The 15298-nt window shown below is 39.3% G+C and carries 12 protein-coding genes; all 12 read left to right on the top strand.

The window, feature by feature from the left end; genetic code table 11:
* Positions 1-3 precede the first annotated feature (3 nt).
* The 12 genes from PG840_RS10955 (at position 4) to PG840_RS11010 (ending at position 15290) form a co-directional block, all read left to right on the top strand.
* The gene (locus tag PG840_RS10955) at positions 4-1440 is read left to right on the top strand and encodes an NAD(P)/FAD-dependent oxidoreductase (RefSeq protein ID WP_270613646.1); all 1437 of its coding nucleotides are present in this window, start codon (positions 4-6) and stop codon (positions 1438-1440) included.
* 17 nt (positions 1441-1457) lie between these two features.
* On the top strand, positions 1458-2726 hold the full coding sequence (locus PG840_RS10960) for an NAD(P)/FAD-dependent oxidoreductase (protein ID WP_270613647.1): 1269 nt from the start codon (positions 1458-1460) through the stop codon (positions 2724-2726).
* Positions 2727-2729: 3 nt separating this feature from the next.
* Positions 2730-3089, top strand: a complete 360-nt coding sequence (locus PG840_RS10965) for a DUF1667 domain-containing protein (RefSeq protein WP_055260332.1) — start codon at positions 2730-2732, stop codon at positions 3087-3089.
* A gap of 285 nt (positions 3090-3374) precedes the next feature.
* Positions 3375-4901, top strand: a complete 1527-nt coding sequence (gene arfA / locus PG840_RS10970; RefSeq protein ID WP_055247446.1) for an arabinosylfuranosidase ArfA — start codon at positions 3375-3377, stop codon at positions 4899-4901.
* Positions 4902-4935: 34 nt separating this feature from the next.
* Entirely contained in the window at positions 4936-6429 is a 1494-nt protein-coding gene (locus PG840_RS10975) for a sugar ABC transporter ATP-binding protein (protein ID WP_270613648.1), read from the top strand.
* A 14-nt stretch (positions 6430-6443) separates the two neighbouring features.
* Positions 6444-7385 (top strand): ABC transporter permease, encoded by a 942-nt coding sequence (locus PG840_RS10980; RefSeq protein ID WP_055247451.1) that lies wholly within the window; start codon positions 6444-6446, stop codon positions 7383-7385.
* A 35-nt stretch (positions 7386-7420) separates the two neighbouring features.
* Positions 7421-8611 (top strand): sugar ABC transporter substrate-binding protein, encoded by a 1191-nt coding sequence (locus tag PG840_RS10985; protein ID WP_117834575.1) that lies wholly within the window; start codon positions 7421-7423, stop codon positions 8609-8611.
* A gap of 35 nt (positions 8612-8646) precedes the next feature.
* Complete coding sequence (locus tag PG840_RS10990) at positions 8647-9633, top strand: ABC transporter permease (protein ID WP_055247455.1); 987 nt, start codon at positions 8647-8649, stop codon at positions 9631-9633.
* Between the two features lie 116 nt (positions 9634-9749).
* Positions 9750-11342, top strand: a complete 1593-nt coding sequence (locus PG840_RS10995; RefSeq protein WP_117834576.1) for a response regulator — start codon at positions 9750-9752, stop codon at positions 11340-11342.
* Between the two features lie 8 nt (positions 11343-11350).
* Positions 11351-13141 (top strand): sensor histidine kinase, encoded by a 1791-nt coding sequence (locus PG840_RS11000; RefSeq protein WP_082438230.1) that lies wholly within the window; start codon positions 11351-11353, stop codon positions 13139-13141.
* A gap of 268 nt (positions 13142-13409) precedes the next feature.
* On the top strand, positions 13410-14438 hold the full coding sequence (locus tag PG840_RS11005) for a transglutaminase domain-containing protein (RefSeq protein WP_270613649.1): 1029 nt from the start codon (positions 13410-13412) through the stop codon (positions 14436-14438).
* The gene (locus PG840_RS11010) at positions 14439-15290 is read left to right on the top strand and encodes a DUF3878 family protein (RefSeq protein WP_270613650.1); all 852 of its coding nucleotides are present in this window, start codon (positions 14439-14441) and stop codon (positions 15288-15290) included.
* Positions 15291-15298: the final 8 nt, after the last annotated feature.

The raw sequence follows: 15298 nt of genomic DNA on the forward strand, positions 1-15298 counted from the left end.
GGAATGTATGATGTAATAATTATCGGAGCTGGAGTATCCGGTGCAGCAACAGCAAGAGAGCTGTCACGTTATAAAGTGAAGGCATGTGTAATCGAAAAAGAAGAGGATGTATGCTGTGGTACTTCTAAGGCAAACAGTGCAATTGTCCATGCCGGTTATGATGCGGCAGAAGGATCGCTGATGGCAAAACTGAATGTCAGGGGAAATCAGATGATGGAGCAGCTTTCAAAGGATCTGGATTTCCCATTTAAGAAAAATGGCTCACTGGTTGTATGTCTGCATGAAGAGGATATGCCGAATCTTCAGGCACTGTATGACCGAGGCGTTGCAAATGGTGTTAAGGAGTTAAGAATTCTTAACCGTGAGGAATTGAAAGAAATGGAACCGAATATTTCCGATCAGGCGTATGCCGCACTTTATGCACCGACAGCCGGAATTGTATGTCCGTTTAATCTGAACATTGCAATGGCTGAGAATGCAAATGTAAATGGTGTGGAGTTCAAATTTGATACGGAAGTTACGGATCTTAAACCAATAGATGAAGGATGGGAGATCCATACAAATAACGGGGTTTTCCGGACAAGGTATGTGGTAAATGCAGCCGGAGTCTATGCAGACAAGTTTCATAATATGGTAAGTGAGAAGAAGATCCATATTACCCCTAGAAGAGGAGATTACTGTCTGCTTGATAAGAGTGCGGGAAGTCATGTGAGCAAGACGATTTTTGCACTTCCGGGAAAATATGGAAAAGGTATTCTGGTTGCACCGACGGTTCACGGTAATCTGATCCTTGGACCAACGGCGATCGATATCGAAGATAAAGAAGGAACCAATACAACAAGAGAAGGTCTGGATCAGGTGATCGAAAGGGCAGAGATGAATGTAAAAAATATTCCGCTCCGTCAGGTGATTACTTCATTTGCCGGACTTCGTGCACATGAGGACGGACATGAGTTCCTGATCGGGGAAGTGGAGGATGCAAAAGGATTTATTGACTGTGCAGGCATTGAATCACCGGGTCTTACCAGTGCACCGGCAATCGGAGAAATGGTGGCACAGATCCTCAAAGATAAAATGAATCTGGAAGAAAAAGAAGATTTTATCGCAACAAGAAAGGGCGTTCTGGATCCGAATACACTCAGCAAGGAAGAAAGAATGGAACTGATCAAAGAGAAACCGGAATACGGAAATATTATCTGCCGTTGTGAAATGGTTACAGAAGGCGAGATCATGGATGCGATCAACAGACCGCTCGGCGCCAAATCTCTGGATGGGGTAAAACGCAGGACAAGAGCCGGAATGGGACGCTGTCAGGCAGGATTCTGTTCACCGAGAACGATGGAGATCCTGGCGAGAGAACGCCATGTGAGTATGTTCGAGATCACAAAATCCGGTGGAGATTCTAAAATAATCACAGGTACTAATAAGGATTCGTTATAAAAGGGAGGCATTGCATCATGAGAGCTTATGATATTGTTATCATTGGAGGAGGACCGGCGGGACTTGCGGCTGCAATTTCGGCAAAGAGAAGCGGAGTGGACAGTGTCCTGATCCTGGAAAGAGATAAAGAACTTGGCGGTATCCTGAATCAGTGCATCCACAACGGATTCGGACTCCATACATTTAAGGAAGAACTGACCGGACCGGAATATGCAGGACGTTTTATTGATCAGGCGAAAGAACTGAATATTGAATACAAGCTGAATACAATGGTTATGGATATCAGTCCACAGAAGGTTGTCACCGCAATGAACCGGGAGGAAGGTCTTTTCGAGATTCAGGCAAAGGCAGTTGTTCTGGCAATGGGGTGCCGTGAGCGTTCCAGAGGTGCACTTAATATTCCGGGCTATCGTCCGGCGGGTATTTTCTCAGCAGGTACGGCACAGAGACTGGTCAATATCGAAGGCTATATGCCGGGGCGGGAAGTTGTGATCCTTGGTTCCGGCGACATCGGATTGATCATGGCGAGACGAATGACATTTGAAGGCGCAAAGGTTAAGGTTGTTGCAGAGCTGATGCCGTATTCCGGAGGACTGAAGAGAAATATCGTACAGTGTCTGGATGATTATGACATTCCGCTGAAGCTGAGCCATACGGTTGTCGATATCAAAGGAAAAGAGCGTCTGGAAGGCATTACACTGGCACAGGTGGACAGTCACGGAAAACCAATTCCGGGAACTGAAGAAGAATACAGCTGTGATACGCTTCTTCTTTCCGTAGGATTGATCCCGGAAAATGAAATTTCAAGAGGCATGGGCGTGGATATGAACCCTGTCACATCAGGACCGAAGGTAAATGAGAGCCTGGAAACAAACATCGAAGGCGTATTTGCCTGTGGAAATGTCCTGCATGTGCATGACCTGGTTGACTTTGTATCGGAAGAAGCCGGAACTGCAGGAAGAAATGCTGCGGAATACGTCAAACAGGGAGAAGAACGCAGACAGGGCGGAAAAGAGATTAAAATGAATCCAGTCGAAGGTGTCCGTTATACAGTTCCGGGAACGATTAACGTAGACCGGATGGATGAAAAGCTGACCGTGCGTTTCCGCGTGGGCGGTGTCTATAAGAATTGTTATATCAGCGCATATTTTGATGATGAAAGAGTGATCCACAGAAAACGTCCGGTTGTTGCACCAGGTGAGATGGAAGAGATTAAGCTGACAAAAGAGCAGCTTCTGAAATATCCGGATCTGCAGACCATCACAGTAAAGATTGAGGAGGCGTAGACGATGGAAGAGAGAAAATTGACATGTATCGGCTGTCCGATGGGCTGTCCTCTTACAGTTGTAATGAATGGGGAAGAAGTAGTGAGCGTCACGGGAAATACCTGTAAACGCGGTGATGTATACGCAAGAAAAGAAGTGACGAATCCAACGAGAATCGTAACTTCGACCGTGCGGGTGTCCGGCGGAAGCATCGATATGGTATCGGTGAAGACGAAAGAAGATATCCCAAAGGGCAAGATCTTTGAATGTGTGAAGGCGCTCAAAGGAATTGAAGTCCCGGCTCCGGTTCATATTGGGGATGTGATTCTTGAAAATGTGGCGGACACGGGCGTGGATATTGTTGCAACGAAGAATGTTGAATAAAAGGAAAAGAAGGAGAAGTCCTGTATGGTGACGGAAAGGGTTGCCATATGGGACTTTTTTAATGTAAAAGACTGTGACTTTTGTTTGAAATTATGCAGAATACTTAACAAACTTAAAAAAATTACACATTTTTTGGAAGAAATTTATAAAACCAAAAAATTTTATACATTCACATAAAAAATGAATATAGTGAAAAAACAGGCGCCATTCTAAAATATTCACATAACAAAGAATCGTTTGAAATGAACGACAGGAGAATATGAAAGTTTAAGGGAGGAACGAGAAATGAAAAAAGCAAAATGCTTTAGTGACATCCATTACGACATTGGAAAAATTGATGACAAAATGTACTCGTCTTTTACAGAACATCTGGGACGAAGCATTTATACAGGAATCTACGAGCCGGGGCATCCAAATGCAGATGAAGACGGATATCGTAAAGATGTCATGGAATTAGTAAAAGAATTAGGCGTTCCGGTAATTCGTTATCCAGGTGGAAACTTTGTCTCATGCTATGACTGGCATGATGGAATTGGACCAAAAGAAAAAAGACCAAAACGTATGGATTATGCATGGTCAAGTATTGAAACAAACCAGTTCGGTATTGATGAATTTTGCCAGTGGGCAGAAAAAGTTGGTATTGAACCGATGATCGCAGTCAACCTTGGGACAGGAAGTATTAAAGATGCCGGCGATCTGGTTGAATATTGCAATCATCCGGGTGGAACCTATTGGAGTGATTTGAGAGCCCAGAACGGACATCCAGAACCATATAATATCAAATATTGGTGCCTTGGGAATGAGATGGAAGGAAGCTGGCAGGCAGGACATTTGTCAGCAGAAGATTATACAAAGAAAGCACTTGAAGCAGCAAAGATCATGAGATGGGTTGATCCTTCTATTAAACTGGTTGCCTGCGGAAGCAGTTATGAAATGTTACCAACCTATATGGAATGGGACAGAACAATGCTGACAGATCTTTATAATCAGGTTGATTATTTATCAACTCATAACTATACAATGAACTCTGGGCAGGGTACAACAAATTATCTTGCTTCCTATAAACAGCTGGATTCTCATATTAAAAACAGCGCAAAAGTTATTGAGTATGTAAAGGCTAAAAATCATTTTGATAAAGATTTAAAGATTTGTCTGGATGAATGGAATGTGTGGAATTTCCAGGACATCAAACTGGATTCTCTGGATGATTTAATGGGACTTACAACGTTCGAGATGACATCAGCTGGAAAATGGGAAATCGCGCCACCGATTCTGCAGGAAAAATACAGTCTGCTGGACGCAGTTGTTGTTGGAGGACTTGGAATTTCATTGCTGAACAATGCAGATACAGTTGAAATTGCCTGCCTGGCACAGCTTATCAATGTGATTGCTCCGATTACAACAATTCCGGGAGGCGGAATTTTCAAACAGGCGATTTATCATCCGTTCCATATGCTCAGCAAATATGGACATGGAACTGTTAAGAAAGCCATTGTGGATGCACCGAAATATCAGTGCGATTTAGGTGAATTAAATGTTGTTGAACCAGCAGTTATCTATAATGAGGAAAATGATGAAGTAAGAATCTTCGTTCTGAACTGCGATCAGGAAGAGGACGTTGAATTTGAAGTTGATTTACAGGGATATGGAGATAAGAAAGTAAAGAAACATCTGGTACTTGCCGGAAATGACTATTCTGTAATGAACACAATTGAACATCCGGATGCAGTTGAAATGGAAGAGAAAGAGGTAACAGCTGCAAATTCTGTGGTATTACCAAAAATGTCATGGAATGTAATTGTTTTAGGATAATAAAAGAAGAAGGAAAGAGGGAGGTGGCAACGAAATGAGCGTGATTTTGGAAGCAAAACATATTTCAAAAAACTTTGGACTTACTCAGGCATTGAAAGACGTTTCTGTAACCATTGATGAAGGAGAAGTTATTGGTCTGATCGGAGAAAATGGTTCCGGAAAGTCAACTCTTTCCTCTATTATTTCCGGAGTTTATCCGCAATCTGAAGGAGAGCTTACTCTGGACGGAAAACCATATAAACCAGCAGACACATTGGATGCACAGAATCATGGAATCAGTATGATTGCCCAGGAAATGGGAACACTTCCGGGAATTAAAGTAGCAGATAATCTTTTTATCGGAAAAGAGCAGTTGTTTACAAAACATGGTGTTGTTGACAGAAAAAAGATGTATCAGGAAGCAAGAAAGGCACTTGAAAAAATCGGAATTGACAATATTCATCCGGAAGATCCGATCATAAAATACAGTCTGGAAGAAAGAAAACTGATTGAAGTTGTAAGAGCACTGTATACGAATCCAAGGATTTTCATCGTTGACGAAACAACAACCGCCTTGTCTCAACGAGGAAGGGATATCATTTACCAGGTTATTAAGAACATGAAGAAGGAAAATAAGACAGTACTGTTTATTTCCCATGACCTGGAAGAACTGATGGAGGTTTGCAGCAAGCTGATTGTTTTGCGAGACGGTGTGTTTGTTGCTGAACTTGAAAAATCTGAGTTTGAAGAGGAAAAGATAAAAGAGTTGATGGTAGGACGTAAACTTACCGGAGATTATTATCGAAGTGATTACGATGGAAGCTATGGGAAAGAGGTTGTGCTTTCAGCAGAAAAACTGTATGTAGGAGATAGCCTTAAAGGTGTCTCACTGGAACTTCATAAAGGAGAAATCCTTGGAATAGGTGGGTTAACAGATTGCGGAATGCATGAACTTGGAAAAGCGTTGTTTGGAAATGTTAAACCGTTGTATGGTGAAGTAAAACTTGGAAATGGAAAAAAGATTACATCAGAAAAACAGGCAATCAAGAACAAGATTGGATATGTATCCAAGAACCGAGACCAGGAAGCACTGATCTTATCAGCAAGTATCATGGAAAATACCGTTTTACCATCCTTGTCAATGATCGCAAAAGGTGGTGTAATTACCAAAGGTGCTGAAAAGAAATTTACCGATAAACAGGTAAAAGATATGAGCATTAAATGCAGAGAGATTGGACAAAACGTAGGTGATTTAAGTGGTGGTAATAAACAGAAAGTTGTATTTGGAAAATGGCTTGGTAATGAGTCAGAAATTTATATCTTGGACTGCCCGACACGAGGAATTGATATTGGTGTAAAGGCATTTATGTATCAGCTGATGTACCGCCTGAAAAAAGAAGTAAAATCTATTTTGATGATTTCAGAAGAACTTCCGGAACTGATTGGAATGAGTGACCGTATTCTGATTATGAAAGATGGTCAGATACAGGATTCATTTACCAGGTCAGAAGAGTTAAATGAATCTGTATTAATCAAGAAGATGGTTTAGGAGGAGGGATAAAAGTGAAAGAGAAAGCTAAGGCAAAAGAAATTCTTCAGAAAATAATTCCTTTCCTTGGAATCATTTTAATGATTATCATATTTCAGGTCGGAGGAGAAGGGAAACTGCTGACAAAAGGTAATATTAACAGTATTCTGAATCAGACCGTATATATTGCGATTATGGCATTTGGTGCAATTTTCGTATACTCACATGGCGGAATGGATTTGTCATACGGTGGAGTTATCGGTTTCAGCGTTTTAGTTGCGATTTTAGTTGCGAACACAGGAGTACCGGCAGGAGTAGTATTTATTACAAACATTCTTGCAGCACTGGTATGGTTCGTATTGAACGGAGTTGTTTCCGTATATTTGCAGGTTTCGCCATTTATCACATCACTATGCATCATGTACATGTGTCGTGGAATCTTAAATACGGTATGTGCATCACAGAAATATAGTATTCCGGTTGAACTTTTTGAATTTGATAATCAGAAATTTAAGCTGGGAATGCTGTTAGGAGTCTTTATTATCTGCTATATCTTATTTGAAAAAACAGCAATTGGAAAAGATAATAAAGCAATTGGAGGAAATCCAGCCGCTGCAAAGCAGGCAGGCGTAAACGTTAATAGAACCAGAATGATCGCTTACATTATCAGTGGTATCACGGTAGGTATTGCAGGATTTATCCTTATGGCAAGAGCCGGAAGTGTAAGTACTTCAACTGGTCAGGGAATGGAAATGAACGTTGTCACAGCATTGGTACTTGGAGGTGTGCCATTGTCCGGAGGTTCTAAAGTAAAAATGATCGGAGCTGTGGTCGGAAGCTTTTCTGTTATCCTTTTGAGAAATGGATTGATTATCCTGGGTGTTAACGAACGTGTGGTTGAAGGAATTCAGGGACTGGTACTGTTACTGTTAGTATTCCTTACATATGTAAAGAACAAAGATGGTGTACTGGAGTAACAGATGAAACAAGGAGAAAAAGAGGAGGAAAAGAAATGAAAAGAATTAAACGAGCAGTAGCTGTTTTATTAGCAGTTATGATGGTATTCTCTGTAATCGGTTGTGGTGGTTCTTCAGGAAGCAAGAAATCAGACAGCAGTTCAAAAGAGACAAAAGATGCAAAGACAGAGGAAGTCTGGGGAAACAAATCAGGTCAGGATGAAATTTGTGGAGATCCGGATGGTAAATACACAATTGGTGTAGTTATCCATACAACAACAGATTTCCTTTGCGCAAAATACAAAGCATACACAGATTATCTTGGAAAAGCATATGGTGTAAAATTTAACTATTACATTATTGAAAACTTTGCAGATGAAACATATCTTTCTGCAATTGAAAACCTCTGTGCACAGGGTGTTGATGGTATTATCACAACAAACTTCTCAGGAACAGCAGTCCTTCAGGGATTAAAAATTTGTGAAGAAAATGAAGTTTATCTTGGTGTAGGCTGGTCACAGATTGATGAAAGCATCAAAGATCAGGTTTACAAGAGTGATTACTTTGTTGGTGGATCTTATGAAGCAGATTACGATGCAGGATATGAAATTGTAACAAGCCTTATTGATTCAGGATGCAAGAACATTGCAGCAATTGGCTATGAACCTGGAATTACCTGCCATGACAGAAGATGGGAAGGTATGATGAAAGCATTTGAAGATCATCCGGAAGTTAAAAAAGCTGGTGAATACAGAGGCCTTGAATTCACAAAAGCAGTAGAAGATTTCCTTGCAGCAGATGATTCTATCGATGGTATTGCAATTACACTTCTTGGTATTGAATACTGCTCAGAACCAATCAAATCAGCAGGACGTGAAGGTCAGGTTAAGATCGCATTCTGTGACCTTTCAGAAAATTGTCAGGGAAGCCTTGACAATGGTGAAACAGTATGTGCAATCGGTGGACAGTATGCTGATGCAGTATTCCCGTTCGTACTTATCTACAATGCACTGGAAGGAAATGCTCTTGACAAAGTAGAAGTACCGGTTAACTTTATTGTATGTAAATCTGGTCAGGAATTCTCTGATTACATGACATACCTTCATAATGATGGTGTATATGCATGGACAACAGATGAAGTTGATCAGCTGATTAAATCAAAAAATAAAAATGCATCTTCTGATGATCTGCTTGAAATGGGCAAGAACTACAGTATTGAAGATACAATTGCAAGACATGGAAAATAAATTACTACTTTAACGGATATGGAAAGGGAAGGCGTATGAAAACGAAATCAGATACAGTTAAAAATGTATGCAAAGTCGTTATGCTCCCGGTATTTGTATATCTTCTGTTTTTCATATGCTCCGGCGGAGCATTTGGAAAACCGGCGAGTCTTATTATGAACCTGAAGCAAACGCTGGCCCCTACGCTAATTTCATTCGCAATGTGTTCGAACATGTTGTGTAACAGAATGGATCTTAGTGCAGGTGCGGTTGTAATGCTCTCGGCAATGTTCGGAGCAAAAATGGTATATCTTTACGGAATCGGATTGATACCATTTGCATTGATTGTGGTTGGAGCGGGCATTGTACTTGGAACAATCTCAGGTGTTATGTATATGTTACTGAGAGTTCCGGCAATTGTTACAGCACTTGGTGTTTGCATGGTATATGAGACATTATCCAACCTGGCAAGTATTTCATGGGTAACAGCTATTAACGGAGAAATTACAACACTTGGAAGATTTCCGTATTGTTTGATTATTTTTGCGATCATGTTTGTACTGTTCTACATCATTTTCAACTATACAAAGTTTGGATATAATGTAAGAGCATGTGCAAGTTCACAGAGAATTGCAAAAAATTCAGGTGTCAATACCAAGAAAACAGCATTCCTCTGCTATGTAGTTTCATCATTATTCCTTGGAGTTGCGGCACTTTTGAAGATTTCTATACAGGGATCAATTGATACGCCGATGTACATGTCAAGTACGAATATTATTTTCAACTGCATGCTTGGAATTTATGTTGGACTGGCACTTGAACAGTATTGTAATCTGGTAATCGGAATCTTTATCGGAAACTTTATTTTAAATATGCTGACGACAGGACTTCTCAGCATGGGACTTTCAGCTTCGCTGCAGGATACAGCATCTGGAATCTTCCTTCTGGTTATTATGATCTTTACTTACAACAACCAGAGAGTAATGAACTTTATCAGTGAACGAAAGCTGAAAAAAGAGCTTGTGAGAACAAACGCACAATAAAAAATAATTTAAATGACACCCGGAGTATACGCATCCTGTCAGCTTGCGATACTCCGGGTGTCGCTGTATAATCGGAATAGACAGCATTTGACAGGGCATAATGGGAGGAAGAAAATATGATAAAAGTATTGTTAGTGGATGATGAAAAGCTGGCACTGGAGTATTTGGAGCATATTATTGATTGGGAGTATCATGGATTTGAATTGATCGGGGTAACGACAAATCCAGAACAGGCACTTGCAATTTACAAGACACACAGACCGGATCTGGTGATATCAGATGTAAAGATGCCTGGATTAAATGGATTGGAATTAGGGGATGCAATTCGCGAATATGGTGGAAATACACATATTCTGTTCCTTTCAGCATATAAAAATTTTGATTATGTAAAACAGGCAATCCGGTTAGGAATTGATGATTATATCTTAAAAAGTGATCTGGAGGAAGATGGATTTTTAAGAAAAATACTAAAATTAAAAGAAGAAATTATAAAAGAAAAAGCAAAAAAGCAGTATACAATTACAGCAATTTTAGAGGAATTATTTAGAAAAAATATTTCAGAAGAGGTATATAAAGATATTCTTGATGAAAATGATTATATAGGTTTGCATAAGAAATATTATTATATTATCGTTTCTCAAAGAAAGGTTCCGAAGATTTTAAAGAAATATATTCCACTTGATAACAATCAGATGACATTGGATAATCGGCTCATAAAAAGAGCGTGCGAAAATGTATCTGAAAATACTGGGATTCATGTAGGGGCCAGGTTTCCGGTAAACGAAGATGAATATCTGATTTTGCTTGAATTCGGAAAAGGAATTGTTTCACAAAAAGAAATAAATGACAGAATTTATGATTTTGCAAGAAAGCTGTATGAATATATTAACAGAGAAGAAAAACTGTATCATGTATATTATTGTTTGCATGGAAGTATGGTAAGGCAGTTTCGGTCTAATTTTACAAATTATCAAAGACAACTGGAAAATAATATTTTAAAAAATGAAGTAGAGTTACAGGAGCTGCGTTATGATGGAAAAGAGGAAAATGAGAAGAAACTGTCAGAAATTTCATCAGAAAAAATTTATCAGTCTTTACAACAGGGAAAAACAGAAGAAATTGAAAAAATAGAAAACCGATTGCATGAAACAGAAAAAAAACAGAATGTTACAGAATACTTGGAATATATAGAACATATTTTGGAGGCTCTTAGTTTGTTTGATGGAAAACTGATTGGAGAAACAAGCGGTCAGAGATTTTTGATGACCGAGGGATGCAGTTCTTATGATTTTAGAAAAGTAACAGATCTTCAGGCATATATTGAATACAAGATAGAAGAAATTTGTCGAATGAAAAATGAGAAAGAAAAAATGATTTATTCCGATGTGACAATCAATGCAATGGCTTATATCAATCAGAATTATGGTGATGCAAGTATTACAGCAGCGGAAGTTGCGGAGCATGTTGGTGTGACGTCTTCCTGGTTATCAACGAAATTTAAAACAGAAACTGGAATACGGGTAAATGATTTTATCAATAATGTCAGAATAGAAAATGCAAAGAAAATGTTCCAGGATAAAGAATATATGGTTTATGAAGTATCAGAAAAGACAGGTTTTACTTCCAGTCAGTATTTCAGTAAAATTTTCAAAGAATATACAGGACTGACACCGAACCAATATCGCAGGAAATTATTAGCCGGAGAGTAGAAGAGGTCATGAAATTAAGAAATAAATTGGTTATAGCACAATTATGTGTGTTTTTGGTAATTATGGGAATATTGCTCATGGCATTACCGGAACTGGTATATAGAAATATCAGTGTGAAAGACAGAGAGGATACCATGATTCTGAATGAGCAGATCATGTCTCAGTTAGATCAGAATTTTGAAGAGCTGGTAAGATTTACAAAGATTGTGGCAGAAGAACCAGAACTTATTCAGAAAATAGATCAATATATGTCGGAGCCGAATGAAGCAAATAATGCGAAAATAAGTCTTTTTTTATCCCGGCTTGGTGTAAAAAATAAAATTCAGTCATATGGAATCATCGGGATTTATCTGGATGTCCAAAAGGCGGATAAAATATATGATTTTTCAACAGTAGGATTTTCGAATAAAGTAAAAGAACATATTTGTAGTGAAATAAAAGAATTAGATTTAAAAGGGAAAAAGACAAGTTTTTTGAATCCTTTTGCTTATGACGGGGAATCAGATACAGCATTTGGAAATATATTTAACATGGTTTATGGATATACGATGGAATATATATATCATGGGCAGAAAGGCAATCTTACTGTTATAGCATCTTTTGACCAGTTGTACTATATTGCAAACCAGATGAAAGATTACAGTAACGATTATCTGTTTCTTGATAAAAATAATCAGATTTTACAGCCAAGTGTTAAGGAAACACAAATAGATGTAAACGCAACTCTGAAAAACATGAAGTATGGAAAAAGCTATAAGGAAGGTTATTGGCAGCAGGAAGATGGGATTACTACAGTACGTTTTTCGGAAGAAGATGGGTGGAAGATTATTTGCAGGCAGAGCAGAAAAGATATTCTGGACAATAACCGTTCGCTGATTTTTCTGGTAGAAATACTGATTTTATGTTTTGGGCTTGGAATTGTGTTAGTTATGATCCCGATTGTAAATCATTTTACCGGTCCGCTTACGGATGTATCAAAACAAATGAATGAAATAGCAGAAGGAAATCTGGATGCACGAATTGAGGTGAATTCAACAGATGAAATAGGAGAAGTAGGCGCTTCATTTAATGTTATGGCAAAACGTTTGCAGGAAAATATTGTTGAAATGGTCGAACAGGAAAAGAGAGAGCAGCAACTGAAGTATGGTCTGATGATTTCGCAGGTGGATCCACATTTTATCTATAATACCATGAATATGATTACATATCTGGCACAGAAAAACCGGAATGAAGATGTGATTGCAGTGAATAAAGCTATGATTCAGATTTTAAGGGACAGACTACGTATAGAGGTGGATAATGTTTATGATACAGTAGAGCAGGAAATTAAAGTAGTGAGAGAATATTTACTGATTCAGAAATATCGATATACAGGAATATTTAAAAGTGTTATTGATATTGAAGCGGGGGTTGAGCCATATCTGATTGCAAAAAATATTTTACAGCCACTTGTAGAGAATGCGTTCTTTCATGGAATTCTATGTAATACGGATGAAGAAGGCGAAGTAATAGACGGATGCATTACGATTCGTATCAGAATGGAAGAAGATGAAGTTGAGATTATTGTAAAAGATAATGGTGCAGGGATGTCTCAGGACAAACTAGATGAATTAAGCAAACCGCAGCGTAAACTGTCAAGTATGGAAAGAGGAGAACATATCGGTATAAAAAATATTAAAGAAAGACTGGACTATATTTATGAAAATAAATACAGATTTCAGATATGGTCAAAAGAGGGCGAAGGTACGATCGTTACGATCCGGATTCCGGCAATTGTATCAAGTGAAACTGAGAAATAAAAGAATGGAAGAGGTTCTATGTAGCAGTAAAAACTGTTATATGGAGCCTTTTTATATAAGTAATGAAGGGAATTTATGTGTCTGAAAGAAGTGGAAAAGGGCCAACATTTTGTGATTTCGTTAAGAAATGGGTATAAACATTTTCTATTTTCGTTAAAAACTAGCGTAAAACATTTCTGCTTTTCGTTAAAAAGCAAGGAAAAACATTTCGTGTTTTCGTGAAAAAATGTATAATAGGAGAATCAAAACATTGCGCAGGAGGACTTTCATGGAACCATTCTATTATACCAAAATGACGAAACAGCAGCAGGCAGCATACCATGTAATCATGCAGGGAGCGAATGCACTTGCGGATGAATTTCAGATACCGCGCATAGAAATTGCGGAGCTTTATGATGTCTTTTTCAGGCTTCGGCTGGATCATCCGGAGATTTTCTGGATGACAGGATATAAGTATAAATACTATCAGGACTCTCCGAATCTGATCTTTGTACCGGAGTATCTGTTTGACAAAAATAAAATCCGGGAGCATCAGAGGGCAATGTCCTCCAGAGTAGAAAAACTTGCGCGGGCGGCAAAAGATTTGTCTGAATGGGAAAAGGAGAAATATATTCATGATTTTATCTGTGATAATGTGACTTATGATAAGCTGAAAAAGGCGTATTCCCATGAGATTATCGGTCCACTTGGACATGGAGTTGGCGTATGTGAAGGAATTGCAAAATCTGTGAAAGTACTCTGTGATGCGCTTGGAATCTGGTGCATGATCGCAGTCTGTGGTAACAATCCGGAAAAAGGGATCAAGTACCGTCATACTTGGAATATCGTAAAAATTGGTGGTACATATTATCATCTGGATGCAACTTTTGACAATACGCTTGGTAAACACAGTGCGGCAGGACAGGAGATCCGCTATGATTATTTCAATCTGGACGACAAGAAGATTTTCCGGGATCATGAACCGCTGATCGCACCGGCACCGGTCTGTACGAATGGGGATCATTTTTATTATCGGGAGAAGAAACTTTCCTTTACAAAAGAAGAAGATGTTTATAAACGGTCGCTGCAGGCGGCTAAGAAGGGCAGGACATTGACCTTTCAGTGGAGAGGTGGCTATCTGACAAGAGAAGTTTTGGAGAAACTTTTGGATCTGCTCCGGAAAGCCGGAGAAGAGAAGCAGAAGGCTGCCAGGATCAGCCTCAACTGGTCGCAGGCAGTGATCCGTGTCAGTTATGTGGAGAACAGAGGACTTGCCTGTGTGGATATGGAAGAGGTAAATGAAGGAGAAAAGGAATAGATGAGTGAACTGGAAATACAGGAAAATATGTCAGCAGAGGAAGCGTTCATGGATACAGAAAATGCATATGAAGAAATTCCGGAGGCCTTCCAGAAGCTTGCCCAGTTACTCGGTCAGGATCAGTTTGAACTTCTGTTTCCAGACAAAGATGTGGAAAACCAGGATGAAATGCGTCTGGTGTATCTGATGAATGATGCAGTGGAAAGCTTTCTGGTATTCTCTGGTGCAAGAATGACCGGACATTATCAGAAAGATTATGAAGGAGAGCTGGACGCAACTTTAAGCCAGGAGGATGGAGAATATGTACTTGTCGTATATCAGGGCGAAACGGTTGTGACCATTTTTTTCCAGGATCTTTCGTTGGAGGTGAACCTTTATAATTACGGAGATGTGGGACATTTCTGGGTGAAAGGGTATGAGTATCTGCGGATTCTGGAATATCGTCTGGCGATTCTGAGCGATAAATGTGAATACCTTGGAGAAAAGGCAACAAGTGATACAGAACGGAAACTTGCAAAACTGGTACATTTTCCTCCGCTGAACTATACCTGTTATCCGGCAGTTCCGGCAAAATATATTGTCCCGATGGAAGATCCGTGGAATCCGACCGAAGAGGCAATGGATGTAATGGAAGAGCTTGTTAAAGAAGCAGGGGATAAAAGTCTGTTGTGGTGGCTGCAAAGATACCGGAGATATCATGGAAAAAGAATGAGCAGATGGATTGCCCGACTATTACATCGGGAGAAACATGCGGCGGTTGTAGACTTGCTAAATAAAAAACTTGCCAAAGAAGCGGAAAATTATCCACGGAGGGATTTTGGGGAGAAATTTAATCAGAAACTTTATATCTGATTTTTGAT

It is taken from the genome of Coprococcus sp. AM97-35, assembly GCF_027697525.1.
Classification (GTDB): Bacteria; Bacillota; Clostridia; order Lachnospirales; family Lachnospiraceae; genus Allocoprococcus; species Allocoprococcus comes.